The organism is Haloplanus sp. HW8-1, assembly GCF_023703795.1.
Lineage (GTDB): Archaea > Halobacteriota > Halobacteria > Halobacteriales > Haloferacaceae > Haloplanus > Haloplanus pelagicus.
The window spans coordinates 1,856,884-1,883,279 of record NZ_CP098518.1 but is presented as its reverse complement, the minus strand read 5'-3'; the positions used below and the strand labels follow the sequence as shown (position 1 = coordinate 1,883,279).

26 protein-coding genes and 1 tRNA gene are annotated in these 26,396 nt (G+C 69.4%); 12 read left to right on the top strand and 15 right to left on the bottom strand.

Annotated features, from left to right (window positions below; genetic code table 11):
• Nucleotides 1-11 precede the first annotated feature (11 nt).
• Together NBT82_RS10085 and NBT82_RS10080 are read right to left on the bottom strand one after the other, a co-directional pair.
• The gene (locus NBT82_RS10085; RefSeq protein WP_251327996.1) at nt 12-1,616 is read right to left on the bottom strand and encodes a GTPBP1 family GTP-binding protein; all 1,605 of its coding nucleotides are present in this window, start codon (nt 1,614-1,616) and stop codon (nt 12-14) included.
• A 67-nt stretch (nt 1,617-1,683) separates the two neighbouring features.
• Nucleotides 1,684-2,202 (bottom strand): J domain-containing protein, encoded by a 519-nt coding sequence (locus NBT82_RS10080; protein WP_251327995.1) that lies wholly within the window; start codon nt 2,200-2,202, stop codon nt 1,684-1,686.
• Between the two features lie 179 nt (nt 2,203-2,381).
• Between NBT82_RS10080 and NBT82_RS10075 the strand changes: the two genes are divergently transcribed.
• Complete coding sequence (locus NBT82_RS10075) at nt 2,382-2,522, top strand: hypothetical protein (protein ID WP_251327994.1); 141 nt, start codon at nt 2,382-2,384, stop codon at nt 2,520-2,522.
• A gap of 7 nt (nt 2,523-2,529) precedes the next feature.
• On the opposite strand, the gene pyrF is transcribed toward NBT82_RS10075, so the two are convergent.
• From pyrF to NBT82_RS10040, 7 genes are all read right to left on the bottom strand, one after another.
• Entirely contained in the window at nt 2,530-3,366 is an 837-nt protein-coding gene (gene pyrF / locus NBT82_RS10070) for an orotidine-5'-phosphate decarboxylase (protein ID WP_251327993.1), read from the bottom strand.
• A gap of 31 nt (nt 3,367-3,397) precedes the next feature.
• On the bottom strand, nt 3,398-4,924 hold the full coding sequence (locus tag NBT82_RS10065) for an amidohydrolase (RefSeq protein ID WP_251327992.1): 1,527 nt from the start codon (nt 4,922-4,924) through the stop codon (nt 3,398-3,400).
• A 60-nt stretch (nt 4,925-4,984) separates the two neighbouring features.
• A tRNA-Ser gene (locus NBT82_RS10060) sits at nt 4,985-5,068 on the bottom strand.
• A gap of 60 nt (nt 5,069-5,128) precedes the next feature.
• Nucleotides 5,129-5,593, bottom strand: a complete 465-nt coding sequence (locus NBT82_RS10055) for a DUF2267 domain-containing protein (protein WP_251327991.1) — start codon at nt 5,591-5,593, stop codon at nt 5,129-5,131.
• Nucleotides 5,594-5,910: 317 nt separating this feature from the next.
• Nucleotides 5,911-7,740: a ribosome biogenesis/translation initiation ATPase RLI gene (locus NBT82_RS10050; RefSeq protein WP_251327990.1), complete on the bottom strand. Its 1,830-nt coding sequence runs from the start codon at nt 7,738-7,740 to the stop codon at nt 5,911-5,913.
• 1 nt (nt 7,741) lies between these two features.
• The gene (locus NBT82_RS10045; protein ID WP_251327989.1) at nt 7,742-8,056 is read right to left on the bottom strand and encodes an EMC6-like membrane protein; all 315 of its coding nucleotides are present in this window, start codon (nt 8,054-8,056) and stop codon (nt 7,742-7,744) included.
• A 60-nt stretch (nt 8,057-8,116) separates the two neighbouring features.
• A complete protein-coding gene (locus NBT82_RS10040; protein WP_251327988.1) occupies nt 8,117-8,404 on the bottom strand; it encodes a DUF7527 domain-containing protein in 288 nt (95 codons plus the stop codon).
• A 107-nt stretch (nt 8,405-8,511) separates the two neighbouring features.
• On the opposite strand from NBT82_RS10040, the gene NBT82_RS10035 reads away from it, so the two are divergent.
• Nucleotides 8,512-8,796: a winged helix-turn-helix domain-containing protein gene (locus NBT82_RS10035; RefSeq protein WP_251327987.1), complete on the top strand. Its 285-nt coding sequence runs from the start codon at nt 8,512-8,514 to the stop codon at nt 8,794-8,796.
• Here NBT82_RS10035 and NBT82_RS10030 read toward each other — a convergent pair.
• Nucleotides 8,793-10,652 carry a PINc/VapC family ATPase gene (locus NBT82_RS10030; protein ID WP_251327986.1) on the bottom strand — a complete coding sequence of 620 codons (1,860 nt, stop codon included), beginning with the start codon at nt 10,650-10,652 and terminating at the stop codon, nt 8,793-8,795. The two genes, NBT82_RS10035 and NBT82_RS10030, sit on opposite strands and share 4 nt — an antisense overlap.
• Before the next feature lie 213 nt (nt 10,653-10,865).
• Here NBT82_RS10030 and NBT82_RS10025 point away from each other — a divergent pair, with 213 nt between their 5' ends.
• The 3 genes from NBT82_RS10025 (at nt 10,866) to NBT82_RS10015 (ending at nt 14,762) form a co-directional block, all read left to right on the top strand.
• Nucleotides 10,866-11,810, top strand: coding sequence for a UbiA family prenyltransferase (locus NBT82_RS10025; protein WP_251327985.1), 945 nt, complete (start codon nt 10,866-10,868; stop codon nt 11,808-11,810).
• A 118-nt stretch (nt 11,811-11,928) separates the two neighbouring features.
• Nucleotides 11,929-13,623: a sensor histidine kinase gene (locus NBT82_RS10020; protein ID WP_251327984.1), complete on the top strand. Its 1,695-nt coding sequence runs from the start codon at nt 11,929-11,931 to the stop codon at nt 13,621-13,623.
• A 47-nt stretch (nt 13,624-13,670) separates the two neighbouring features.
• Nucleotides 13,671-14,762 (top strand): M20 family metallopeptidase, encoded by a 1,092-nt coding sequence (locus NBT82_RS10015; protein ID WP_251327983.1) that lies wholly within the window; start codon nt 13,671-13,673, stop codon nt 14,760-14,762.
• Nucleotides 14,763-14,800: 38 nt separating this feature from the next.
• On the opposite strand, the gene NBT82_RS10010 is transcribed toward NBT82_RS10015, so the two are convergent.
• Nucleotides 14,801-15,367, bottom strand: a complete 567-nt coding sequence (locus NBT82_RS10010; protein ID WP_251327982.1) for a hypothetical protein — start codon at nt 15,365-15,367, stop codon at nt 14,801-14,803.
• Nucleotides 15,364-16,620: a divalent metal cation transporter gene (locus NBT82_RS10005; protein WP_251331275.1), complete on the bottom strand. Its 1,257-nt coding sequence runs from the start codon at nt 16,618-16,620 to the stop codon at nt 15,364-15,366. Before NBT82_RS10005 ends, NBT82_RS10010 begins: the two co-directional genes overlap by 4 nt.
• A 174-nt stretch (nt 16,621-16,794) precedes the next feature.
• Here NBT82_RS10005 and NBT82_RS10000 point away from each other — a divergent pair, with 174 nt between their 5' ends.
• The 5 genes from NBT82_RS10000 (at nt 16,795) to NBT82_RS09980 (ending at nt 21,751) form a co-directional block, all read left to right on the top strand.
• Nucleotides 16,795-18,303: a carboxypeptidase M32 gene (locus NBT82_RS10000; RefSeq protein WP_251327981.1), complete on the top strand. Its 1,509-nt coding sequence runs from the start codon at nt 16,795-16,797 to the stop codon at nt 18,301-18,303.
• A gap of 59 nt (nt 18,304-18,362) precedes the next feature.
• Nucleotides 18,363-18,860, top strand: a complete 498-nt coding sequence (locus tag NBT82_RS09995; protein ID WP_251327980.1) for a RodZ family helix-turn-helix domain-containing protein — start codon at nt 18,363-18,365, stop codon at nt 18,858-18,860.
• A gap of 74 nt (nt 18,861-18,934) precedes the next feature.
• A complete protein-coding gene (locus NBT82_RS09990; RefSeq protein ID WP_251327979.1) occupies nt 18,935-19,120 on the top strand; it encodes an HVO_0416 family zinc finger protein in 186 nt (61 codons plus the stop codon).
• Nucleotides 19,121-19,224: 104 nt separating this feature from the next.
• On the top strand, nt 19,225-21,069 hold the full coding sequence (locus NBT82_RS09985) for a UvrD-helicase domain-containing protein (protein WP_251327978.1): 1,845 nt from the start codon (nt 19,225-19,227) through the stop codon (nt 21,067-21,069).
• 1 nt (nt 21,070) lies between these two features.
• The gene (locus tag NBT82_RS09980) at nt 21,071-21,751 is read left to right on the top strand and encodes a M24 family metallopeptidase (protein ID WP_251327977.1); all 681 of its coding nucleotides are present in this window, start codon (nt 21,071-21,073) and stop codon (nt 21,749-21,751) included.
• A gap of 7 nt (nt 21,752-21,758) precedes the next feature.
• Here the strand turns inward: NBT82_RS09980 and NBT82_RS09975 are convergent, their stop codons facing one another.
• Nucleotides 21,759-22,016: a DUF7533 family protein gene (locus NBT82_RS09975; RefSeq protein ID WP_251327976.1), complete on the bottom strand. Its 258-nt coding sequence runs from the start codon at nt 22,014-22,016 to the stop codon at nt 21,759-21,761.
• Nucleotides 22,017-22,330: 314 nt separating this feature from the next.
• Between NBT82_RS09975 and NBT82_RS09970 the strand changes: the two genes are divergently transcribed.
• Complete coding sequence (locus tag NBT82_RS09970; RefSeq protein ID WP_251327975.1) at nt 22,331-22,909, top strand: riboflavin synthase; 579 nt, start codon at nt 22,331-22,333, stop codon at nt 22,907-22,909.
• 1 nt (nt 22,910) lies between these two features.
• On the opposite strand, the gene NBT82_RS09965 is transcribed toward NBT82_RS09970, so the two are convergent.
• A complete protein-coding gene (locus NBT82_RS09965; RefSeq protein ID WP_251327974.1) occupies nt 22,911-23,987 on the bottom strand; it encodes a PrsW family intramembrane metalloprotease in 1,077 nt (358 codons plus the stop codon).
• Nucleotides 23,988-24,086: 99 nt separating this feature from the next.
• On the opposite strand from NBT82_RS09965, the gene NBT82_RS09960 reads away from it, so the two are divergent.
• Complete coding sequence (locus tag NBT82_RS09960; RefSeq protein ID WP_251327973.1) at nt 24,087-25,289, top strand: geranylgeranyl reductase family protein; 1,203 nt, start codon at nt 24,087-24,089, stop codon at nt 25,287-25,289.
• On the opposite strand, the gene ygfZ is transcribed toward NBT82_RS09960, so the two are convergent.
• Entirely contained in the window at nt 25,277-26,377 is a 1,101-nt protein-coding gene (gene ygfZ, locus NBT82_RS09955) for a CAF17-like 4Fe-4S cluster assembly/insertion protein YgfZ (RefSeq protein ID WP_251327972.1), read from the bottom strand. The two genes, NBT82_RS09960 and ygfZ, sit on opposite strands and share 13 nt — an antisense overlap.
• Nucleotides 26,378-26,396 lie beyond the last annotated feature (19 nt).

Below are 26,396 nucleotides of genomic sequence, written 5' to 3'. Positions count from 1 at the left end.
CGCCACGTCGCCTACTCGTCGATACGGGTGACGGTGCCGACGCCCTTGCTTCGCCCCTCGCGAAAGACGAACCGCTGACCCTCCTCGATCAGATAGGGACGGAACTTGAACTCGACCGTCGCCGTGCCACGGTCGCCGGGGAGGAGGTGGCCGCCCTCGGGACGGAAGACGGCCGCCTCGCTGATCGTCTCCAGGTGGACGACGGGTTCGTAGCCCGTCCCGATCCGGGTGGGGTGGTTGAGGACGACCACCTCGGCCTCGAACTTGCGGACTGGCGTGGGATCGGCGTCGGCCGGCAGGAGTACCATCCCGCGCTCGACGTCGGTCTCGGCGACGCCCTTGAGCGCGATGCCGACGATACGGCCGGCCTCGGCGCGGTCGACCCGGTGGTAATGCATCTCGATGGAGCGCACCTCTACCTGCCGGAAATCGCCGTCCGGCATCGGGCCCAACAGGAGTTCGTCGCCCGCCTCGACGGTCCCCGAGTTGACCGTGCCGGAGGCGACGGCGCCGACGCCGGTCACGGCGTACGTCCGGTCGATGTACATCCGGAAGTCGCCGTCGCCGCCGTTGGTCTTTGGCAGGCGCTCGAACAGGTCGTCGAGGGCGTCGAGGCCCGTCCCCGAGACGGCGCTGGTTCGGAGAACGGGCACGACGTCACCGATCTCCTCGGCGGCGGCGCTCACGCCGTGGCGCTCGATCAGAAGCGGCGTCTCCTCGACGTCCCGGAGGAGGCGCTCGACGGCCCGCTCGACCGCCTCGACCCGCTCCTCGCTCACCAGATCCGTCTTCGTGATGACCACCATCGTCGGCAGTTCCGTCGCGAGCAGGATGCCGAGGTGTTCGCGGGTGGTCTTGGTTGGACCGTCGTCCGCGGCGACGGTCAGGAGGCCGTAGTCGAGTTTCTGCCCCACCAATCCCCGGATCGTGGTCCGGAGCCACGGTTCGTGGCCCACGGTATCGACGAAGGAGACCAGCCGTTCGGACTCCTCGACGACGCGGGCGCGGTCCGACTTCCGATGGGGGTTGTCCATCCGTACCGGCCCCGACTCGTCGAAGCCGTACACCGCATAGGAGAGGTCCGCCGAGAGGCCGCGCTCCACCTCGTGGGGCTGGACGTCGAGATACGAGCGCGTGTTACCCTGTCCGTCGTCGGCCTGTCCGGTGACGAGCGTGCCGACGAGCGTGCTCTTCCCGTGGTCGACGTGACCCGCGGTCCCGACGACGATGTGGCTGTCGTCGGTGTCGAGGATGGCACCCTCCCGGACCGTGGCGACGCCGACGAGGCCGTCCTCGTCGTCGCGACCCACGCCCCAGGTTTCCACGTCCTCGATGTGGGCGCCCGCCTCCTCCGCCAGCAGCGAGAGGACGTCCATCGACTCCGAGAACGCCGACGGTTCGATGCCGGCGACGTGGCCGTCGTCCGTGACGCCGACGACGTACGTCGCCTCGCCGTCGCCCGACAGCACGCGGTGGCGCAACTGTGCCGCCAGGCTCTCCATCCGACCGTCCACGAGGTGGACGTCCCGAGAGAGACGCTCCTTGAACTCGATTGGGCCGCCCTCCTCCTCGCCGCGTTCCAGGGCCTGTTTCAGGACGGCCCGATCGGCGGTCATGGGGCGTGATAGTCCGTGGCTCGGCAAAACGCTTTCCGTAGTGTGGGTATAGTTGCCACAGGAGCGATCAGTCCGTGAGCGTCTCGTAGGCGCGGTTCACTCGCTTGAACGCATCCTCGTCGCCGTCTTCGGTGTCGGGGTGGACCTCCTTGACTTTCGCCCGGTAGGCCCGCCGCACCGCGTCGTCGTCCGCGTCCGGGTCGAGACCGAGCGTCTCGTAGGCCTCGCGACGGGTCTGGCCGGTGTCGCGGGGGGCTCCCACGCCGGCGCGTCGGCCGCCGGGGCCGGGGCCGGGGCCGGGGCCGGAACCGGAACCGGGACCCGCCGTCCCGCGCGCCGTCGCGCCGAAGCCGCCGGGGGCGCCCGGACCGCTCCGCCTCTCGCCGGTCGACGCACGCCGTGCCCGGCGGCGGGTGCGTTCCGCCAGTCGTCCCGTCGCGTGCGACCACATGAGGTAGGTGGTCGCAGCGAAGGGGAGGGACAGAAACAGGAGGAACGGCTGGTAGGCGAGGGCTGACACCGTCAGTACCACCGTGACGCCGGCGAACACCGCCGCCAGGCCGAGCAGGAGTCGATCCCTGTCCACGCACACACGTGGGGACCCACCGTTGTAAGCGTCTCGCCCGTTTCGGTCCTCGGGCGCCCGATCCGGCGACGGGGGCGGATCGCCCGAACGAATCGTTGGCACCCGCCGAGAGGCGGCGGCGCTCGACCGACTGCCGGTTGTACCCACACGCTGAAGCCCGGCGGCGCCGTAGGGCCGGCATGAGCATGGCGACAGTCTGTCAGGTGTGCGAGGCGGCGACGGCCGGCCACACCTGCGAGGGCTGTGGCGCGAACGTCTGTACGACCCACTACGACCGCGAGACCGGATTGTGCGTAGACTGTGCCGCGCGGGCGCGGTAACGGGCGGCTATCGGTACTGGTTGAGACGTCGCTTCAGTTGCTTCGCCGCCTCGCCCGCCGCGTCGAAGTACGCCGCCCCGTCGGTCTCTCCGGTCCCCGTCCGGGTGCGCTCGGGGGCGTCCTCGCCGGCGAAGATGATCCCCCGCGAGGAGTTGACCAGACCGACGCCGGCCGCGAGGCCGTACTCCACGGCGGCCTCGGCGTCCCCACCCTGTGCGCCCACGCCGGGGACGAGAAAGGGGATGTCGGGAACCTCGGCCCGCAGCCCCTCCAGTTCCGCTGGCGCCGTCGCGCCGACGACCAGTCCCACGTTCCCGTGTTCGTTCCACAGGTCCGCGAGCGCCGCCACGCGTCGGTAGAGCGGCTCGCCCGAGGCGAGTTCGAGGTCCTGCAGGTCCGCACCACCGGGGTTGGAGGTGCGACAGAGGACGAACACGCCCGCGTCCTCGCGGGAGAGGAAGGGATCGAGCGAGTCCCGGCCCATGTAGGGGTTGACGGTGATGGCGTCGGCGCCGTCCAGGAGGTCCGCGTACCGCCGGGCTGTGTTGCCGATGTCGGCGCGCTTGGCGTCCAACAGGACGGGCACGTCCTTCCCGTGGGCGTAGGCGACGGTTTCGCGGAGCGCCCGCCAGCCGTCGGCGTCCTCGTAAAAGGCGGCGTTGGGTTTGTAGCAGGCCGCGTGTTCGTGGGTGGCGTCGATGATCCGGCGGTTGAACGCCCACCGCGGCAGGTCGCAATCGGCGAGAAAGTCGGGGATTCGGTCGGGGTCGGCGTCGAGGCCGATCGAGACGACGCTGTCGACGCGGTCGATCCGCTCGGCGAGACGGTCGAAGAAGGTTGGCATAGGCCGACTCCGCAGGGCGCGGACTTAGGGGTTATCGTCCGTCGTACACCACCTCGCCGTCGACGACGGTCAGCGCCGCGTCGATGGCGCCGATGTCGTCGGTGTCCCACGGCGACGCCTCCAGCACGACGAAGTCGGCGCGTTTGCCGGTCTCGACCGTGCCGAGTCGGTCCTCGTCGAAGCCGGCGTAGGCGCCGCCGAGCGTGTACGCCCGCAGCGCCTCGGTCACGCCGAGGCGCTGGGGATCGGTCGGCGCGTCGACGGCGTGAGCGACGCCGGCGAGCGGATCGAGCGGCATACAGTCGCTGCCGAAGGCGAGGATGACACCCGCGTCGGCCAGTCGGCGGAGTCGGTTCGTCTCCGTTCGTCGGTCGCCCAGACGGTCGGCGTACAGCCCCTCTTCGCCGGCCCAGCGGTGGAAATTGGGCTGGATCGAGGCGACGAGTCCCGCGTCGGCCATCCGATCGATGGCCTCGTCGCTCGCGAGTTCCGCGTGTTCGATCCGGTGGCGGACCCCCCGGTCGGCGCCGGCGAACGCGTCGACGACGTCGTCGACCGCCTCGTCTCCGATGGCGTGGGCGGCGACCTGGAAGCCGGCAGCCTCGGCGCGGTCGAGCAGGTCGCGAAACGCCGCCGGCGCCACCGTCCACTCGCCGCGCTCGTCCGGGGCGTCGGCGTAGGGTGCGGAGAGTCGTGCCGTCCGGCCGCCGATGCTCCCGTCGGTGAACGTCTTGATCGCCCCGATCCGGACCCGCCCGTCGCCGTGGTTCGTCCGCAGCCCCGTCTCGACGAGGGCGTCGAGATGGTCCGCCCAGTAGTTGAGGCGAACGCGGAGGGTCAACTCGCCGTCGCGGTCGAGATCGCGATAGACCCGGGGCGCCGACGAGCGCCGAACCATGTCGTGGACGGTCGTGACACCCCGCTCGTTCGCGTACGTCTGGGCGGCCCGGAGAAGTCGCTCCGTCTCCGACTCGTCGGGCGCGAGGGCGTCGAGGACCGCCTCCGCCGCCCGCTCGACGACGACGCCCGTCGGCTCGCCGGCCTCCAGGTGGACGCCATCGTCGGGCAGGTCGTCGCCGAACCGCGCCAGCGCGGTCGAATCGAGTGAGGCGACGTGGAGGTCCTCACGGACGGCGACCACGGGACCGGCGGCGTCGACGGCGTCCAGGTCGGACCGGGTGAGATAGCCCCGCTCGTCCCAGGCGGACTCGTCGTAACCGAAGCCGAGGACGGGGTCATCGTCGTCGACGGCTGCGGCCCGGTCGCGGAGCGCGCCGACTGCGGCGGCGCGGCTCTTGGTCGTCGAGAGGTCCGCGTGGACGCGTTTTCGGCCCACCGTGTCGAGGTGGGTGTGGGCGTCGACGAAGCCGGGGAGGAGGACGCGACCGTCGAGGTCGATGGTCCGGGTGTCGACGCCGGCCAGAAAGTCGAGTTCGTAGGCGTCGCCGACGCGGACGATCCGGCCGTCGCGGACGGCGACCGCCTCGGCCGTCTCGTCGGGACGAGTCAGCGTGTGGACCTCCGCGTTCGTCAAGAGGAGGTCTGCGGCCTCGGTCATGGCGGATGGCCGCGGGCGAGGGCCGTAACGCTTTGGGGATCGCGTGGCGTCGGTGGCAGGCGGTGGGAGTGGGATTCGAACCCACGAGGCCTCTCGGCCACCTGCTTTCCAGGCAGGCACGTTAGTCCACTCCGTCATCCCACCCGATCGGTCCGTTCGTCCCCGGGCCTCCGGGAGCGACCGTCGGGCGTGCCGTGGACCGTGCTACTCCGCCGCGTCCGACTGTTGACTGCCGCCCGTCTGCGATTCCTCGGTGTCGCCCCAGCCACCGGCGTCGACGACTTCGAAGAGGTTGCGCCAGTCCCCGTCGTCCTCGCTCTCGGGGAGCGCGTCACGGAGTTGTCGAAAGTCGGACGCCGGAACCAGCGTGTGGACGAGGTCGACGACGACCCGGGCGTGGTAGGCCGCGTCGGCCGGATCGCTTCCCTCGATCCCGCTGACCCGGTCGACGAACTCCTGCCAGTCGAATCGCTGACCGTGGTCGTGGACCGCCCCGGTCAGATACCACTTCACCTCCATCGGGAGCGACGCGGCGAGGTCCTCGGCGTTCCCTTCCGGAAGCCGCTGGCCCAACGTCAGTAGCGTCGCCCGGGTCGCCCGCACCGCCTCCCCCGTTCCGGGGAGTTCGAGCCGATGCTGTACCTCGCCTGTGAACTCGTCGAAGTTCATGTGCGAGTGTGGTAGATGTTCTGACATTAAATCACACACCCTTTCTCAGTGTGTGGAAACGACGAGTCGACTTTCGATTCGGAACTAGTCCCCGCCGGAGACGGTCCCTCGTCGCACGCGTGCTGTCGACGGTCACACTCTCGTCTCTCGTCCGGAACGGGCGCGAAGCGGTTCGAGGCGTCCGGTGGAGCGATCCAGTCGGGGGTGTCCGTTCGTCCGGCGGACCTCGGTCGCGTCGGGCGTTCGGGGGAGGCGACGGCCCGAGACGGCAATCGGGAAGACACCTGGGGCGCAGGCCTCGGTCCCCGGCCGTCGAGTCAGGGCGCGTAGTAGTACTCGCCCTGGCGCTTCTGTTTCCGGTCGAGTTGACTGTCGGGCTTGTTGATGCGGGGACGGCCCGTCCGTTCGTCACGGCGGAACGTGATATCGAGATCGGCGAGGAAGTCGTTCATCCCCGAGCGCATGTCCTGGGGCGTCGAAGCGTGGCCGCGCTTCGCCGGTTCGCCGTCGAACACCATCAGGCGGTCGGCCAGCAGGTCGATCATGTAGATGTCGTGGTCGATGACCATCGCCGTGGCGTCGTGGTTCTCGGCGTAGCGGCGGATGGCCGTGGTGGCCTGCACCCGCTGCTCGACGTCGAGGTGGGCCGATGGCTCGTCGAGGACGTAGAGGTCGGCGTCCTTCGAGAGGCAGGCGGCGATGGCGACCCGCTGGCGCTCCCCGCCCGAGAGGTCCGTCAACTGCTGTTCCATGATCCGCTCCAGTTGCAGGGGTTTGGCGATCTCCGTGTTCCAGAAGGAGGTGCCGAAGTCGTCGGTGATCGACGAGAGGAACGTGTCGACGCGCATCGGCTGGTCCACCTCGACGTACTGCGGTTTGTACGCGATCTGGAGGCGGAAGTCGAGGTCGCCGGCGTCGGGATCGAGCGACCCCGCGAACAGTTTCGCGAGCGTCGACTTCCCGATGCCGTTGGGGCCGACGACCCCGAGCACTTCGCTCCGGTAGATGGTCCCGGCCTCGACGGACAGCGAGAACTCGCCCTCGCCGTAGGACTTCGTCAGTTCGGGATACTCGATCAGCGGCGACCCGGAGGTCGACTGGCGGGGTGCGTGCTCCTCGAAGGTGATCTCGTCGGGGCGGATGCGCATGTTCTCGTTGTCGAGATAGCCCCGGAGGTACTCGTTGATGCCGTTGCGAACCGACTTGGGGTCGGTGATGACGCCGTACGCGCCGGGTTCGCCGTACGCGACGTGGAGGCGGTCGGCCAACAAGTCGAGGACGGCGAGGTCGTGTTCGACCACGAGCATCGAGCGGTCCTCATCGTCGGCGAGTTCGCGAACGAGGCGGGCCGCCGTGACACGCTGACCGATGTCGAGGTAGGGCGTGATCTCGTCGAGAAAGTAGAAATCGGCGTCGCGGGCGAGCGTCGCCGCGAGCGCGACACGCTGGAGTTCGCCGCCGGACAGCGTGTCGATGGCCTGGTCCATCACCGGACGGATCGACAGGCGGTCGACTAGGTCGTCGACGATGCCCCGTTCGTCGGTTCCCGCGAGGAGTTCGCGGGTCTTCCCGTCGAACTGGTCGGGGATGCGGTCGACGTACTGGGGCTTTCGCGCGACGCTGACTTCGTCGCCAATCAGGCGTTCGAGGTAGTTCTGGAGCGCGCTGCCGCGGTAGCGATCGAGTACCGTCTCCCACTCGGGGTCGACATTGTACCGTCCGAGGTTGGGGATCATCTCACCGGCGAGGGCGTGGACGGCGGTGGACTTCCCGATGCCGTTCGGACCCAGGAGCCCGGTGACCGTCCCCGAGTCGGGGATCGGGAGGCCGTACAGCGAGAAGGCGTTCTCGCCGTAGCGGTGGATGGGGTCCTCGTTCAACTCCGAGGGGAGGTTGATGATCTCGATGGCGTCGAAGGGACACTTTTCGACGCAGATGCCACAGGTCTCGCCGAGGCAGAGTTCCTCGGAGATGCTGATCTGGTCGGGGCCCCCGTCGTAGAGGTCAGGGTCGTCGTGGCGCTCCTCCAGCGTGACGATACACTCCTCGCCGGTGCGGTTGGGCGGACAGAAGTTCGCACACTCGTAGTTACAGCGGTCGGGTTGACACCGGTCGAGGTCGACGACCGCGATGCTGTCGTCGGCCATGTTAGAGGGAGGCGCCGGTGGTGAGCAGGATCGCGAACGTGATGAACCAGAGCGCGAACGTCATGAACGCCACGTAGAGGTGGTCCTTGGCGCCGAAGTCGGCGACGTCGACGCCGACGGCCTTCAGCACGGGATACTGGCCGGCGGCGGCGGCGACCAAGAAGGCGAGCGCCCGAACGTCACTCGCCGCCTCGGGTCCGGTCCCGACGACGACGCCCGCGGCCACCGCGGCCGCGAGGCCGCCGAGGCAGGCGAGCGTGGTGACGGTCACCCCACGGACGTGTCCCGTGAGGCCCGTCTGCGTTTCCGTAGCCATACACGTCCCTCCGGCACCGGGCATCAAAAGGCGTTCGATACGGGGAACCCTGCCGGCGGGCTACAGGTCCGGAACCGTCAGTTGGAACTCCTCGCCCCGTGCCTCGAGAGACACGAGTGAAGCCCCCGACCGCCGCGACCGGTTCACGAAGCGCCACCGGCCCGACCGGCCGAACAACTCGCTACGGATCGCTTCGGTCGCTACCGCCAGTGCAGCGGGCTCGAAGGAACTCGTCCTACCATCCCCGCCGATCGGATCACGACCGTCGAGTCGACCGTAGTCGAAGTCGGGCAGCAAGGGGGCGACCACCGGATCGGGAATGCCTGGATCGGCCTCGGACTCGGTCATCCGTATCGTTACGGGAGATCTATTCGTCCGATAATAAAACTCGCGTGTCACCTGTCGTCGCGCCGCCGGTGAACATTTATCAGGGTGGCCCCGTGTTTCAATACACGATGGCTGGAACTGAAAAGGAAGGTCTCGACGACCTGCCCCCGAGCGCGAAACTGGTTTTCAAGGTCCTCGAATACAACGGGTCGCTGACCCAGAAGGGGATCGTCGAGGAGTCGATGCTGTCGGCCCGGACGGTTCGCTACGCGCTCGAACGACTGGAGGATATCGGCGTCGTCGACGAGGACGTCTACTTCGCCGACGCACGGCAGAACCTCTACCAGCTCAACGAGGCGGCGCTGGCGAAGGAGGGCGGCGAGGCAGACGCCCCCTGTGCCGAATGCGACTAGGCCGGAACGACCGTAATCCGCCGTTTCTGGTCGATTGCACCCTCCAGTTCGTCCGCGATGGCGCTCCCGCGTGACACCTGAATCTCGCCACCACGGCCGACCGTCGCCGTAAAGAGATACTCGCCGTCGGCCCGCACCTCGACGGTCTGGCCCACCTCCGCCGCCTCCGCGGCGTCGACGACGACGTGTCTGGAGGTCACGTCGGGCGTGACGACGGTTCCCTCGCGATCGGTGCCGCCCGCGGCGCCGCCTGTACCGCCGCTCGACGGCCGTTCGTCGAGCGTCCGCACGTCGATGTCGATGCCGAGGCGGTCCTCCACGTCGCTGATCCGCCCCCCACCCTTGCCGATCACGGCGGAGATGTCGTCCTCCTCGACGTAGACGACGGCCTCGTTCTGTCCTTTCAGTTCCACTTCGACGTGGCCGCGGGCGATGGAGCGAATCTCGCGTTCGACCTCCTTGCGCGCCAGCCGGGAGACGCCCGTCTCACTCCCCTCGTCGCCGTCGAGGGGGACGGTGACGACCTGTCGATTGAAGGTGTAGATCTCGTAGGCCGGCTTCCCGGTCTCGAAGTCCGAAATCTGGATGACCGGACGGGCCAGGTCCTCGGCGGTCAATCCCTCGGGGACTTTCACCTCGGTGGTCACGTCGTAGACGGTATCGACCCGTCCGGCCTCGATGTAGACCACCGTGTCGACCACTTGCGGGATCATCCCGAGTTCGACCCGGCCGACCAGTCGCTGAAGCGCGTCGATGGCGCGGGTGGCGTGGACGACGCCGACCATCCCCACTCCGGCGAGGCGCATGTCGGCGAAGACCTCGAAGTCGTCGGTCTTGCGCACCTCGTCGTAGATGGTGTAGTCCGGGCGGACCAGCAACAAAGAGTCGGCGGTCTTGGCCATGTCGCCCCCGAGCGCCGTGTACTGGGTGATGTCGGCGCCGACCTGCAGGTCGCGGGGCTTCTCCATCGTCTTGACCGCGTTGTCGTGACTCGCGAGGAACTCGGCGACCGCCTGGGCGAACGTCGACTTCCCCGCGCCGGGCGCGCCGGAGATGAGGACGCCGCGCTGGCGCTCCAACAGGCGCTCCTTGAGGTCCGCAGCGAACTCGTAGTCGTCGAGGTCGGTCTTGACGATGGGCCGGACGGCGGTGATCTCGAAGCCGTCGGCGAAGGGTGGTCGAGCGACGGCGATCCGATAGGAGCGGTACTGGACGATGGTCATCCCCGGTTCGTCGAGTTCGACGAACCCGTCCGGACTCGCTCGCGCCGTCTTCCCCACGTCGTGGGCGAACTCCTTCATCTCCGCCTCGGTCGTCACCGCGTCGCGGATGGTCTCGTAGTGCATGTCGCCGATCGCGCCACGCTTTGCCTTGGGCTTTGCTCCCGCACGAAGGTGGACGCTCATCGTCGTCTCGTCGAAGAAAGACTCGATGTCGAGGCCGTCGTCGCCGCCCTCGTCGCGGCCCCGTGGTTCGACGTACTCGATCGAGAGGCCCTTCGCCCGACTGACTTCGGCCTGCACCACGTCGCTGGTCAACAGGGTCGCGTCGAGGTCGGCGGCGACGTCACGGACGAGGGCGTCGATCTCGCCCTCGTCGGCGCCGCGCTTCTGTCCGGCGTCGGGGCGATCCCCGTAATAGTCGACCGAAATGGTGCCCTGGTCGGCGAGTTCGACCAGCCGTTGCAGTTCCTCGATGCCCTCCCAGCCGGTGTCGTGGCCCTCGTTGGCCTGCCACTCGAGTTCGCCGACGACGGCCTCGGGAACGGTGATCGTCGCCCCCTCGTAAGCCCCCGACTCGACGCGTTCGGACACGCGGCCGTCGACGACCGCGCTCGTGTCCGGTACGACGTTCATGTCCGAATTCGGGGGGCGAGACTGATAAGGGTATTCAAGCCGCCGGCAGTCGGGAACGCCGTCACGAGACGTCCTCTCGACGACGACGTGGCGCGTGCCGCTCTCGTTATCAACCGTGGTACTCGGTGGCAATGATTGAGATACGCTGACCGGTTGGTCGGAGTCGACGGCGGCTGAACGTGGCGATCCGCACTGCCGCCGTCGACCGAACCCATGTCCCAGAAACGACCCTCGCTGTCCCGACCCGCGGACAGCGCCACGATACGGCACGGCACGTTCGCCGCGACGCTGCGACGCGGCGGCGAACGAATCAAAGACGCACTGCTGTACAGTTCGGCGTACCTCGCCGTCATCGCGGCCGTGGAGGTGGCGACGGTGATGGCCGCGCTGTCGCTCCCACCCAACCCCGCACCGCTCGTGGTCGGCCTCGTCACCTTCGCCGTCTACGCCGGCGACCGGATCGCCGACGCGGACACCGACGAACTGGACGCGCCGGAACGGACCGCATTCGTCCGGCGACACGAGACCGCGCTGTCGGTGCTGTCGGCGGCGTCCTACGGCCTGGCAGTCGCCATCGCGGTGGCCGGGGGCCCGTTCGCACTCGCGATCACGCTCCTCCCCGGCGCCTTCTGGATCCTCTATGCGACCGACTGGCTCCCGGCGCTCGGCTCCACGTTCAAGCGACTGAAGGACGTGCTCGTCGTCAACTCCGCCGTCGTCGCCGGTGCGTGGGCCATCGCGTTGCTCTTTCTTCCGCTCGCGTTCGCCGACGCAGCGGTCACGCCGACCGCAGCCGTCGTCTTCGTCTACTTCTTCCTCGACACCTTCGTCAACACCGAGATCCCGAACGTCGCCGACGTGGCGGGCGATGCGGCCATCGGCGTGTCGACCATGCCGGTCGTCTTCGGCGTGCGCCGAACCCGGCAGATCCTCTACGCGCTCGACGTCGCCCTGATCGCGTTCCTCGTGGCGGCGTTCTACGGCGGGTTGCTCTCGACGAGCCTGACGATCGCGGCCGTCGCCGGACTCGGCTACGCCCTCGTGCTGGCCGCGCTCGTCGGTCGAACCGACGACCACGGCCGCCTCGGGGTCGCCGGCGAGGCGAAACACCTCTTCGTCTTCGCGGTGCTGCTCGCGCTCACGGGGGGCGGTCTCTGACCGACCACCACCGCTCCGACACCGACGCGTACGCGCCGATCGCGCCCTGAGCGCCGAGCTGACTCCCGAGTCGACCGGTCGACGGGTATTTTGTTCCTGCGCGACAAGTCCGCAGATAGTGGTCGCCGCGTCGCCGATCTACCTGATACATGGGCTGTTTGCCTCCATCGCCGTCGGGACGGCAGCGACGATACTGGCGTGGCGACAGCGACCGAAGCCGGGAGCGACGCCGCTGGTCGGCCTGTTGCTCGGCCAGAGCTGGTGGTCGACGTGTATCATCTTCCGGATTCAGGCGACGACGCTCGACTCGACGCTCCTGTGGATGGATCTCGGATGGATCGGCGTCGTCGTCATCCCCGTCGCCTGGGTCCTGTTCTCGCTGGAGTACACCGGCCACGATCAGTACGTGCGCCCACGGTACGTCGCCCTCCTCGGGGTCGTGCCGGCGGTGACCGTGGTGCTCGCCCTGACGGGCCAGTACCACGACCTCCTCTACGTCGATATCCAGGGGATCGGGCCGAACGGGATCAGACAGCTCCGATACGGCGGCGACTGGTACGGGGTGATCGCGGGGTATACGTACCTGCTCGGCTTTCTGGGCATGATCCCGCTGTTCGGCTTACTCACGAGCGACGCGACGACCTTCCGCGGCCAAGGGTCGGCGCTCCTCGTCGGGATGTCGGCGCCGTGGTTGACGAACGTCCTCTATCTCACCGGCGTCCTCGCGACGGCGGGGATCGATCCGACCCCAATTTCCTTTTCGATCTCCGGCGTGGCGTATCTGGGTGCCCTCACCCGCTTTCGGCTGTTCGGGACGAGCCCGGCCCCGAACAGACGGGCCCGGGAGTTCCTCTTCGACCGGATGCAGGAGGGGGCCGTCGTGGTCGACCGGGACGACTACGTCGTCGACGTGAACGACAGCTGTGACCGGATCCTAGACGTCGAGCCGGACGAAGCGGTCGGGTCGCCGGCCGACGACGTCGTCCCCGAGTACGAACGCCTGCCGGAGGAAGGGGCGCTGTCCGGCCACCTGACGGTCGAGAACGGGGCGGGCAGCCACCCGTACGACGTGACAGTGACGCGGATCCGCAACGTCCGGGAGCGGCCGATCGGTCGGATCATCCGCTTTCACGACATCAGCCGTCACCTCCGACAGCAACAGCGACTCGAGGTGCTGAATCGCGTCCTCCGTCACAACATCCGAACCGAGACGAACGTCATCCACGGACACGCGGCGCAGTTCTCCGGCGAGAGCGCGGAGACCATCAAACGGCGGGCGTTCCGGGTCGCCGAACTCGGCCGCAAGGGACGGGAGGCCATCGAACTGTTCGACGCGGTCCGCGAGGAGGCCGATCCCGTCTCGCTCGACCTCCTCCTGGTCGAGGCCGTGACGGCCGTTCGCGAGGAGTACTCCGAGGCCACGATCGACCTCCAGCGACCCGAGACCGACGTCGCCGTCGCCGGGATACTCGAGACGGCCTTCGCGAACCTGATCGAGAACGCCGCCCAACACAACGTCGGCGACGATCAGCACGTCCGGATCACGGTTCGACGGGCGGACGATCACGTCAGCGTCGAGGTCGCCGACGACGGGCCCGGGATCGACACACAAGAGACGAAGACGCTCGAACGGGGATCCGAAACCGCGCTGACCCACGGGAGCGGCCTCGGCCTCTGGATCGTCAAGTGGGCGACCGACATCGCGGACGGCGACGTGGAGTTCGGTGAGAACGAGCCGACCGGGACCGTCGTCACCGTCACGGTCCCGATCCTCGCCCGGCCGGCCGACCGCTCGGACGCGGCGGAGTCGTAGCCGGCACCGACGGGACCAATAAGTCGTCGGGCTCCCTGGACCGTGTCATGAGTGAGGTTCGCGACCTGACGCGCCGCCTGGTTTCGATCCCCAGCCACGAGGACGAACGCGCGGCCGGCGACGCCGTCGTCTCGTGGCTCCGCAAGGAGACGTCGGCGACGGTCGAGCGCGACGAACACGGCAACGTCTTCGCCCGACGCGGGGCGGGACCGCGCTCGCTCGCGTTCGTCGGTCACCACGACGTGGTGCCGCCGGCCGACGAGGGGCAGTACGACGTCGAGGAACGGGCGGGGCGCCTCCAGGGCCGCGGTACCGCCGACATGAAGGGGAGTCTGGCGGCAGCGATGGTGGCGTTCCGAGACGCGACCCTCGGTGCGCCCGACGCGCCCGTCGACCCGGTCGACGAACTCCTGTTCGTCTCCTTCGTCGGCGAAGAACAGGGAGGCGTCGGCGCCCGGGCCGCCATCGACGAGGGGTTCGCCCCCGACTACGCCGTCGTCGGCGAGGGATCGACCGGCTACTCGGCGCCCGGGGTGACCGACGTCGCCGTCGCCCACAAGGGGCGCCGCGGGAGCACGATCCGCGCGCACGGCGAGGGCGCCCACGCGAGCGAGCCAGAAGCCGGGGAGAACGCCGTCTACCGCGCCTGCGACGCCGTCGACGTCGTTCGCGACCTCGACGCGCCGACGACGACGGTCCTGGACCGACACCTGTCGGGAAGCGTCGCGGTCACCGAAATCGAGGGCGGGTCGGCGTGGAACGTGATCCCCGAGGCGTGTTCGGTAACCGTCGACGAACGGACGGTGCCGGGCGAGCGGGCGGCCCTGGAGCGGGTGGAGTCGATCCCGGGCGTCGAGTGGACGGTCGATCAGGACCTCCCGCCGATGGCGTGTGACGACGCCGACTTCGCCGAGGCGGTCCTCGCGGCGGCCCGCGAGTCGCAGACTGGCGCCCCCGAGCGCGTCGTCAAACCCCACGCGACCGACGCGGGGTGGCTGGCGGCCGCCGGGACGACCTGCGTGGTCTGTGGCGCCGCCGAACCGGGCGAGGCCCACACCGCGACGGAGAGCGTCGGCGTCGACGTACTGGAGCGGTGTGAACGCCTGTACCGGCGGGTCGCCGAGGCGCTGGTCGGCTGAGTCGAGACGGGAGAGTCGGCCGAACGGGACGGGGCCGGCTACGTCTCGCCGTCGAGGCGAACCACGCGGGCGACGCGGTCACGGAACGCCGCGAGCGCGTCGCGTTCGGCACGGGAGACCGGATCGGTGCCGACGAGCGCGTCCGCTTCGAGGGCGTTCAGGACGGCCACCTCGGCGCCGGCACAGTAGCCGAGCAGGCGAGTCGGGTCGGCGTCCGGCGTCTGGAAGGGGATGGTGGCGTCGTTGACGAAGACGGCGCGGGGCTCGTCGGGTGCGGCCTCGAACAGCCGTTCGGCCCGGCGGGCGTTGTCGGCCGCCAGGTCGGCCGCCGCGGCGTCCGAGTCGGCGGTCGCCCGGGGGGCGTGGGCGTCGAGGACGCCCTGCCAGACGTCGGCCGGCGGGGTGACGAAGCGGTCGAGGCGGCCGCCGAGGACGCGCCCGTCGCGTTCCACCTCGGGCGCGAACTCGAAGACGACGACGCCGTCGGTTCCCTCGCGGTCCAGCCACGCGGTCAGTGCGCGGGCGGTCAGACGCGTCTTGCCGACGTTCGAGGGACCGACGATCAGGGTCGGCCCGGCGAGCGGGAAGGGGAGGGCGTCGGTCACGACCCGAGCTCGTCGCGGGCGTACTTGCCGCCGAGGCCCAGGGTGGCGAGGCCGAGGGCGACGGCGAAGGCGAGCACGAACCCGGAGAGGGGGCCGACGCCGCCGCCCACCTGTTCGCGGACGAAGTTGGCGGCGAGCGTGCCAGTCACGAACAGGAGTGCGACGCCGCCGACGTTCGCGAGCGTCGAGTTGCGGTCCGGGACCGCCCCGGAGTTGAGCAGGTAGAGGACGATGGCGATGGCGAAGGGGGTGCCCACCGTCCCCAGTGCGAGGACGAGAACGAGTTGGCCGAGCACGGCGCCGCCGATGAACGCGCCGGGTGCCGAGAGGAGCGCCGCCGCGACGAGGAGCCACCGGTAGCGGTCGTCCGCGATGGTGGTCCCCCAGCCGAGTTTGTCGGCCAGGAGGAAGGGTGGGACGATGGTGTTGCCCCCGAGCGTCGAGACGGCGGCCCCCCAGAGCCCGAGGAGGAACAGCCACTTCGCACTCGGGCCGACGAGTGGGCCGAGCGCCTGCGCGGCGCCGACGGTGGAGAGGTCGGCGGAGGTGAGGACGCTCGCGGTGACGAGGAAGATGGAGAGGCTGTAGATGCCGAAGGCGACGAGCATGGACGCTCCGACGTCGAAGGTGGCGGTGTCGTAGTCGTCGCGGGTCCACCCCCGCGAACGCATCGTATACGAGTGCATCGTGATGAGGGTGATGTGGACCGCGCCGCCGAGGATGCCCGCGGCGACGAGGGCGCCCCCGCCGGGGACAGTCGGAACCAGTCCCCGCACGGCCGCACCGGCGTCGATGGGCACCACGAACAGGCTGGCGACGAAGGCGACGACGACAAGGGAGACGAGCAGTTTCGCCGCGAGTTCGAGAAAGCGATAGCCCCGGCCGGCCAGCCCGAGCGCGAGGACGAGCGCCCAGACGACCCCCCATATCCGTGCGTCGATTCCCGTGATCGTTGCGGAGACCGTCGCGACGGTCTTCATGATGACGAGTTGGGCGACGCCCGCGGCGATCACGGCGTCGGCGACGAGCAGCCACGCCCACCACCCGCCGAGGTGATCCTCGACGACGGCGACGATGCCGCGTTCGGTCAGGAGGCCGAGCCGCATCGCGAGATACTGGACGAGCGCCCCCGCGCCGGCCGAGAGGACGACCACCCACAGGAGCTGGTAGCCGAAGCTGGCGCCGGCGGTGACGAGGCTGGCGATGGTCGCCGGGCCAGCCGCGATGGCGCCGGCGACCCACGACGGTCCCATCTCGGAGACGTACCCCTCGATCCGTTCCGTGAGGCCCGTCGATCCACGGGCCACGTCCGTATCAGTCATGCACGCCGGTCGTCGCCTCGCCCGTATAGATGTTACCACTCGGTGGTATCACCGAGATAGTCGGCGGGGCGCGGGGTTGATTATGGCGCGGCCCCAGGTCGGGGTATGAGCGACACGACGCCGGCCGCCTACGACGACCTGCTCGACCGGGTCGGGCGGCTCGCCAACGTTTCCCACGCCTCGGACCTGCTCTCCTGGGATCAGCAGGTGATGATGCCGGAGGCGGGGACGCCCGCCCGCTCCCGTCAGCTCTCGGCGCTCTCGGCGATCCGTCACGACCTGCTCACCGACGACGACCTCGGGCGGCTACTCGACGACCTGGAAGCGGCTGACCTCGACGACGAGCAGCGCGCGGTGGTCCGCGAGGTGCGCCGCGAGCAGGAGCGCGCCGTGCGGGTGCCCACGGCGCTGGTCGAGCGCATCTCCGCGGCGTCCTCGGAGGCGCTGACCGCGTGGCGGGAAGCCAGGGAAGAAGACGACTTCGGCGCCTTCGCTCCGCACCTGACGGAGCTACTCGACCTAAAGCGGCGCTACGCCGAGCACGTCGACCCGAATCGCGACCCCTACGCGGTGCTGTTCGAGGAGTACGAGCCCTGTCTCCCGTTCGATCACGCCGCGGACGTGCTGACCTCGCTCCGCGAGGCGGTGGTGCCGCTGGTCGAGGGGATCCGGGGTTCGGACGCCACCCTGGCCACCGACGCCTTCGCCGGGACGTTCGCGGCCGACCGTCAAGAGTCGCTGGTACGGGAGGCACTGGACGACCTCGGCTACCCGTGGGAGCGGGGACGACTCGACGTCGCCCCCCATCCGTTCTCGACGGGGACGACCTACGACGCCCGGATCACGACCCGCTACGACGAGCGCGACCCCATCGGCGCGCTCCTGTCGACGATCCACGAGTTCGGTCACGCCACCTACACGCTGGGCCTGCCCGACGACGCCTACGGCACCCCACTTGGCGAGGCGCGTGACCTCTCGATCCACGAGTCCCAGTCCCGCCTCTGGGAGAACCACGTCGGCCGCTCGCGGGCGTTCTGGGAGCGGTTCCTCCCGCGCGTCGTCGAAGCATTCCCCGGCGTCGGCGACCCGAGCGTCCGCGAGGCCTACGAGGCGGTCAGCGCGGTCGATCCCTCGAACCTCATCCGCGTCGAGGCCGACGAACTGACCTACCACCTGCATATCGCCCTGCGGTTCGAGATCGAGCGAGCGCTGATCCGCGGCGATCTGGACGTCGCGGAGGTGCCCGCCGTCTGGAACGACAAGATGGCGTCGTATCTCGGCGTCCGACCGGAGACGGACGCCGGGGGCTGTCTGCAGGACGTCCACTGGTCGCACGGGAGTTTCGGTTACTTCCCCACCTACTCGCTGGGGAGCGTGATCGCGGCACAACTGTTCGACGCCGCCAAAGCGGAGATCGAGGGCCTCGACGAGCGGATCCGCGCGGGCGAGTTCGACCCACTCCACGACTGGCTGACCGAGGAGATCCACCGCCACGGCAAGCGCTTCGAGACGAACGAACTCGTCCGCCGGGCCACGGGCGAGGACGTGTCCGCGGACGCCTTCGTCGACTACGCGACCGAGAAGTACGGGGAGCTGTACGAACTGGAGGCGTAACCGAACCGCCTCGGTGAACCACCACAGCAGCCTTTGCCCCGGCCCGCGACGGACACGATATGCGCCCGAGTCGTCGGTCGGTCCTGCTCGTCGCGCTCCTGTTCACAGCGGGCTGTCTGTCGGCCCCACCGGGTGGCACATCGTCGTCGCCGACGCCAACGACGGCGTCGCCGTCGCCGACGGCGACCACATCCGCGAACGCGACCGTGACCGCGACGCCGCCGACCCACCGCGCGGCGTCGAACAGTCCCGATCCCGAGAAAGCGGTCGTTGTGGCGAACGAGTGGGACAGCGTCGTGGAGATGCGCGTCCGCGTCGTCCGCGACGCGACGAACCGAACGGTTCACGAGGCGACGTACACCGTCGATCCCGGTGCGGAACGCACCGCGTACGACGTCGCCACGGCCGATCCGGTGGGCGTCGAGTCGTTTACCGTCGTCGTGACGGCCCGCGACACGACCGAACGCGTCAGTATCGAGACCAGCGAGTGTTACGGCGACGCCTACGCCGAGATCCTGGACGACGGAACGCTGTACCTCTACTACGCGATCTGTTGAGCGGCCGGGGGCTCGCGTGAGAGACACACTCACACCAATACGCATAAGTGATGGCATGACGTACCACGGCGTGTATGGCAGCCGGACCCAGCGAACACGACGACGAACTGTTCGACCAGTTCCTCGCGGACAACGGCCACGAGACCACACCGGTACGCTGGGAACGATCCTATAACAAACTGCAGTGCCCGGACTGTGGGGCGCTGCACGACGAATCGGCCGCTGACTGCTCGGTCTGTGGATGGGCCCCGGCGTCCTGACCTGAGTCGCCGGCGCCGTCCACTCCGCCCCGACGCCGACACCGACGAGCGGCCGGTCCGTCGACCCGCGCCGTTTATCATGCCCGAGGGCGTGTAGAACGACAATGAGCGACGACGCTACGGTCACCCGTCTGTTCGGTGGCCCCGGTAGCGGGAAGACCACCGCCCTCCTCGACCGCGTCGACGAGCTGCTGGAAGAGGACGACGTGAGCATTCGCGACGTACTGGTCGTCTCCTACACACGGGCCGCCGCGGCCGAGGTTCGCGAACGCCTCGCCGAGCGACTCGATACGTCACCCCGAGCGCTCCAGGGGAACGTCTGTACGATGCACGCGAAGGCGTACGAACTGCTGGACCTCTCGCGTGGCGACGTGGTCGGCGAGTCGGACAAAGAGGAGTTCTGCGAGGAGTACGGCGTCGAGTACGAGGACGAGTACGGGGGCGCCGGGCGGCGGACCGCCCGGTCGACGACGCTCGGCAACAAGATCATCGCGACCAGCCAGTGGCTCCAGCGCACCCAGCGCGACGTGGCCGACTGGTACGACGTCCCCTTCCAGTGGGACGTGGAAACGGTCCGACTCCCGCCGGACGAGGATCCGAACGCCCAAGAAGGGAACAAGTACACCCCGACCTGGCCCGCGGACGACGAACGCATCGACGTGCCACAGGTGATCCGTGCGTGGCGGTCGTACAAGGGCGAACACGACCTGGTCGGCTTCGCCGATATGCTCGAACGGGTGTCCGAGCGGTCGCTGGTCCCCCACGTCGACTACCTCGTCATCGACGAGTTCCAGGACATCACCACCCTCCAGTACGAGGTGTACGAGGAGTGGAAACCCCACATGGACGGGGTGTTGATCGCCGGCGACGACGACCAGGTCGTCTACGCGTGGCAGGGTGCCGACCCGAGCATCCTGCTCGACGCCGCGGTCAGCGAAGACGTCGTGCTCCCCAACTCCTATCGGCTCCCCTCGCGCATCCTCAACGTCGTCAACCGCGAGATCAGGCATATCGACGTGCGCCAGGAGAAGGATCTGAACCCGCGCAAGGAGGGCGGCGTCGTCGAGGGGATCCAGAGCCCCTCGATGTTCGAGGTGGTGCGGAACGTCCAGCACACCGTCGATACCACCGACGAGACGATCATGCTCCTCTTCCGGGCGCGCTACCAGATGTTCCAGTTCATCGACGATTTCCTCCCCAAGGGCATCCCCTTCTCCGTGATGACGGACCAGCGGATGTGGACCGACCGGCTCACACAGTACGTCCGCGCCGTCGAGAAACTCGACGCCGACGAGCCGATCACGGGACTGGAGGCCCGCCGCCTCGCGGACATGCTCCAGGACTCGGCGTTCGGGACGAACGAGCGCGACGCCTTCTACGACCACCTCGACGACGTCGAGGAGGCGGCGGACACCGACGACGTCGCGGAACTCGCCGTCGATCCGGAGGTGGTGACCGACCACGTGCCGTTCATGCCCGAACCCGCGGCCGCCGGCGACATGGTCCGCAAGGTGACGAGCTTCCAGCGGAAATCCGTCGACGCCTACTTCGAAGGGGACTACGCCGGCATGGACCCGAGTCGGGTTCGGGTCGGGACCATCCACTCCGCGAAGGGTCGCGAGGCCGACCACGTGTTCGTCTGTACCGACCTCACGGAGAAGGTGGTCGAACAGATGGCCGCGAGCGTCGACGACCCCACGGCGGTCGAGGGCGTCGAGGAGTTCACCGCCCACACCAGCCCGGTCCCCCTGTTGACCGACAACGAACGCCGGGTCTTCTACGTCGGGATGAGCCGCGCCCGGGAACGGCTGGTGTTGCTAGAGAACCTGATCGGCGGCGCTCCCACCCTCCCAATCAGCGTCCTCCTGCACAACGAACTCCGGGAGACGGACGCGACGGAGATGCTCGAGGAGGCCCAGGAGACGCCGGCCCCCGAGCCGGAGCCGTGACGTGAGCGACGCGGCCGCGGCCACGGAGGCCGAACGCGCAGTCGCGGCGGCTGCCGACGGCATCCGCGCCGTCGCCCGACGTCTCGACGACGCGAGAGGTCGCGAGGGACGTCTCCACGCGGACGGCGAGGCCCTCACGCTCGCGGGCCTCGAAGCCGCCGCGGAGGCCGCCGTCGTCGACGCGGGCGGGACGGCGCCGGCAGCGCGCGTCGAGTCGCCGGATGGCCCGAAACCGGGGGATCCGGTCGTCGTCGCCGTGGAACCGAGCGTGGAGGGCGTTCCCGGTCCCTGTTCGCGCACGTTCGTCGTCGACGGCGGCGGGGGCTGGGAACGCCGTGCGGCCGTCGCCGTCGGCATGGCCCACGACGCGGTCCGGCGGGTCGTCGAACCGGGGCTGCCCGCCCGTCGAGTCGTCGACGAGGCGGTGGCCGAACTCGGCGCATACGGACTCGGAACGGCCGCGACGCCCGTCGCCCGGTCGGTCGGCGGCGACCGGATCGACTTCGACTCGGACGCGCCGCTGTCGGCCGGTCGGGTGTTCGTACTCGCGCCGGCGGCCGTCGATCCCGACCCCGACCGGGACCACGGACGGGTGCGGATCGGCATCTGTTATCTCGTCACCGAGTCGGGCTGTCGGGCGCTCGACACCCTGCCCACGTCGCTGTCGCCCGGGGCGTACTGACGCCGGATCACCGGTCCTCGTCGGCGTCGTCGGCGTCGGGATCTTTCACCGCACCCCCGATCACCCGTTCGACGACGGCACCCGGCACGTCGGCGGGAGTGGTGAGCCGCCGCGGCAGGACGACCATCAGCGCCGCGACGACCACGAGGCCGACGCCGAGGATCGGCCGCCCGGCGAGGGCGCTCTCGACGCCGTACAGGCCGACCGGAATGGCGAATATCAGGGTCGCGGCCAGACCGAGCGTGTCGAGGATCCCGAGTCGCATCGGCAGAGGCTACGCGGCGCGCGGGAAAAACGGGCGTGGTTCGCACGTCGCTTCGCGGTCGTCCGGCGCCCTACGACCCCCCGTGGCCAGCCCACGACGTCCGGCGGGAGTTCGTCCACGTCGTCGGCGCTCGCCCGTCGTGTAGACGAACACGAACTGTAGGACGGAAGCGGCACCGCGAGCGGCGTCACCAAGGGGGCACCGTGACGAACCGAGGACGGAGTCGGCCGCTGAACCTCATGTGGAAAGCGGGGGGCGGCCGACGGTCGAGGGTATGCCGTAACCACTTACACCGACGGCGGCGAAGGGGTGGTATGTTCACGGGCATCGTCGAGGCGACGGGTGACGTGATCGGCGTCGACGACGCCGAGGGCGGCCGTCGCCTCCGCATCGGTCACGACTTCGACGCCGTCGAGGAAGGCCAGTCGATCGCCGTCTCCGGCGTCTGTCTCACCGTCGAGCGCTATGGCGACGACTGGTTCGAGGTGTTTCTCGCCGAAGAGACGGTCGCCAAGACGTACCTCGGCGCGGTGGACGTCGACGACCCCGTCAACTTGGAGCGGGCGATGCCCGCCGACGGCCGCTTCGACGGCCACATCGTCCAAGGCCACGTCGACGGCGTGGCGACGGTCGAGGCGGTCGAGCGCGTGGGCGACGACTGGGAGTTCACCTTCGACCTGCCGGACGACCTCGGCCGGTACGTCGTCTCGAAGGGCTCGATCGCGCTCGACGGGATCAGCCTCACCGTCGCCGACCGGACCGCGGGCCGCGTCTCGGTCGCCATCATCCCGACGACCTACGACCTGACGACGCTGTCGACGAAGGAACCGGGCGATCCGATCCACGTCGAAGTCGACGTGGTCGCGAAGTACGTCGAGCGACTGGTGGAGTGAGCTACGACTCGAACTCGGTCCGTTCGGCCTCGAACGCCGACTCCTCGGCCGTCTCGCCCTCGTGGATCGCTCGGTAGGTTCGGCTGTACCGCCGGATCTTCCGAAAGAGGATGAAGCCGAAAAAGCCGTCGTAGACGAGGACATAGAGGAGAAAAGAGGGGAGTTGTCCCAGCCCGGTCGCGAGGCCGATCAAGCCCGAACCGATGCCGACGGTGGCGTTGTAGGTGGCGTGGATGAGCGCGGCGACGAGGAGGCCCTTGACGACGATGGGACCGCGGTTTCGGGGGTTGAACTTGGCGAGGCCGAGGTAGTAGCCGGCGAAGGCGGAGTAGATGACGTGGCCGGGGCCGGCGAGCGCGCGGATGGCCGTGATGCCGCCGCCGGCGCCGATGAGGCCGAGGCCGGCGGTCGCCGTCGACGGGTCGGCGCCCTGGAGGACGTAGAGGACGTTGCCGAGGAAGCCGAGGCCGGCGGTCGCCGTCGGCTCGTCGAGCCGCTGGGTGATGTAGAGGGCGTTCTCGATGGTGGCGAAGCCGAGTCCGGCGACGGCGCCGTAAACTGCGCCGTCGACGACGGCCTCGAACCGGTCGTGACCGTACGCGTAGAGCCGCACGGCGAGGAGTTTCACCGTCTCCTCGACCGGGCCGACGACGAGGAAGAAAAAGAGTGCGGTGCCGAGGAATCCGAGACCGGCGAAGACGCCCTTGGTGTAGGAGTTGAGCACCGCCGCGAAGTTGGCGGTGAGGACACCGAGGAGGAACGTGGCGACGAGCACGGAGAGGGGTTCGCCCTTCGTCGCGTCGGAACGGCGGACGTAGATGGCGAGCGCGAGCGCCGGAATCGCGGACAGCGCCGTCAACGCGCCGATCTGTGGGTCCGTCAGTGCGCTCAGACCGCCGATGCCGACGAGAATGAGCAGGGCGACGCCCACGACGAAGATCCGAGTCGACGCGACGAGGACGCGATAGATGCCCGACGCGAGTCCGTCGAGGAGGCCGCGCCGCTCCCAGGTGGCGATGTCGTACAGATCGACGTCGACGTCGGCACGCTCCTCGATCGGGTCCCGTCTCCGCGACATGGGAGACGCGTCGGCATCCAGCCGTTAATGTTTTCGCCTCGCGGCACCGCAAGGGTAGCGACCGTCGGCTATTAGTCTCGTCGTCCCCGATTCGAAGCCATGTACGACTTCGTCGTGGTCGGCGTCGGTCCCGCGGGGGCGCGACTCGCCCGACGGACGGCGGCAGCCGGGTACGACGTCCTGGCCCTGGAGAAGGGCACGGTCGGGACGCCGCTGGCCTGTTCGGGCCACGTCAGCACCGACCTCTGGGAGTACGTCCCAGACGTTCCAGAGGGCGACGACTCTCGTCGAGTCAATCGGAGTTCGGAGAGCTCCGACGGCGACGCGCGGGCGGACCTCCTCCAGAACCGGATCTACGGCGCGAACTTTCGGCTCGGTGGGCCGGACTCGCGAGCCTACCCCTTCTACAAGTCCGAGGAGGTATCGAACGTGATCGACCGCGTGGCGCTCGACCGGACGCTCGCGGACGCCGCCCGGGCGGCCGGGGCCGACGTGCGCGAGGGCCACACCGTCACCGGCATCAAGAAACGGGCGGACAGCGTGACGGTCACCGCTCGGACCGACGGCGAGACGGTCCGGTTCGAGGGCCGGCTGGTCGCGGGGTGTGACGGTCCCGTCTCGCGGGTGCGCCGCGAGGCCGGCTTGCCGGGCCCCGACGAGACGTTGCACGGCGTCCTCGCGTTCGACGAGACGCCCGATCACGGCGACTTCGTCGACGTCCATCTGACGGTGCCGCGCTTTTTCGCGTGGCGCATTCCCCGTGGCGAGGCGGGCGTCGAGTACGGCCTCGCGACTCCCCCGGGGGACGACGTGAACGAGCGATTCGACGCGCTGATCGACGTGTACGGCGTCGACGTCCACCGCCGCTGTTCGGGAGCCATCCCCGTCGGCCCGCCCGACAGCGTGACGAGCGATCGGGTCTTCCTCGTCGGCGACGCCGCCGCCCAGACCAAGCCGTTCACCGGCGGCGGCATCCTCTACGGCATGACCGCGGCCGACCACGCCGCCGAGACGGTCGATCCCGACGATCCGTCGACGCTCGCGGACTACGAACGGGCGTGGCGCGACGACCTCCGCCGAGAGATACGGCTCGGGGGACTGATCCGACGGGCGTACTCGCTCCCGGAGCCGCTGCAACGACTGGGACTGTCGGCGCTCGACGGCGAGATCGGCGTCCACATGGACCGCCCGACCTCCTTTTTCTCGGCGAACCACCTGCGGGCGCTGGCCGGCGGCGTCTTTCCCTCGCGGGCGGACGACGAGTCGGGGCGGACCGACCCGGAGGGGCGTCAGTCGGAGTAGCGGGGCAGCCGTCCCGAACGGCGACTCCCCTCGACGAACGGGAGATCGGTCACCGTCGCGTCGACCTCGTCGCCGTCGACGCGGGCGGTGAGGACGGACGTGGGGGTGGTATCCAGCGTGTCGCTGTCGACGTACGCGAGCGCGATCGGGCGGTCGAGTGACGGTGTCTCGGCGGCCCGGGTGACCTCGCCGACGGCGGCGTCCCCTTCGAACACCGCCGCCCCCGGCTCGGGCACGGCGTCGAGCGTCAGGCCGACGAGCCGCCGGCTCGGCCGGCCCTGGTTCTCGACGCGGGAGACGACCTCCTGGCCGACGTAACAGCCCTTGTCGAAGTCGAGCGCGTTGCGTACACCGGCGACGTTCGGGATTCGGCCGGCGAGTTCGGTGTCGAACAGTGGCGTCCCCGCCTCCAGCGTCAGCGTGTCCCAGGTACGGTAGCCGGCCGGAGTGGTCGGCGTTCCGCGCGTGAGCAGGGCGTCGAGCACGTCCTCGGCGTCGGCGGCACCACAGACGACCTCGTACCCCGGTTCGCCGGTCGGATCGTCGGTGGCGACGACGGTCACGCCGGCGTCGGCGATAGAGCCGCGGACGAAGGTGAGCGAGTCCCCCTCGTCGGGGGCGCTCGCACCGGCGAGAAGCGACGCCACCGTCTCGGTCGCGGCGGGGCCGTGGACGCCGAAGACGCCGAACTCCTCGGAGGCGTCGCGGATCGACACGTCCTGAATGAACACCTTGTCGCTCCAGTCGGCGGCGAGCGGGTCGGCTCGGTCGGGCGGGGTGAAACAGAGCAGGCGCTCGCCGGCGTTGTAGACGTAGCAGTCGGTCTCGATGCCACCCTGGGGGTCGAGCAGGAGCGCGTAACAGCCCTCGCCGTCGGCGGGTGGCACGCGGTTGGAGACGGCGTTGTCGACGAAGTCGACGGCGTCGGATCCCTCGACGACGACGACGCCGTAGCCCATCTCGATGACGCCGACGCCGTTGCGGACCGCGAGGTGCGTCCGCTCGGGACGACCGTAGTGGGCGACGACGGTCCGCCCACCGCGTGTCTCGAACTCGGCGCCGTAGTCGGCGTGGAGACCCCGTGTCATCGGTGGGTCGTAGGCGGGC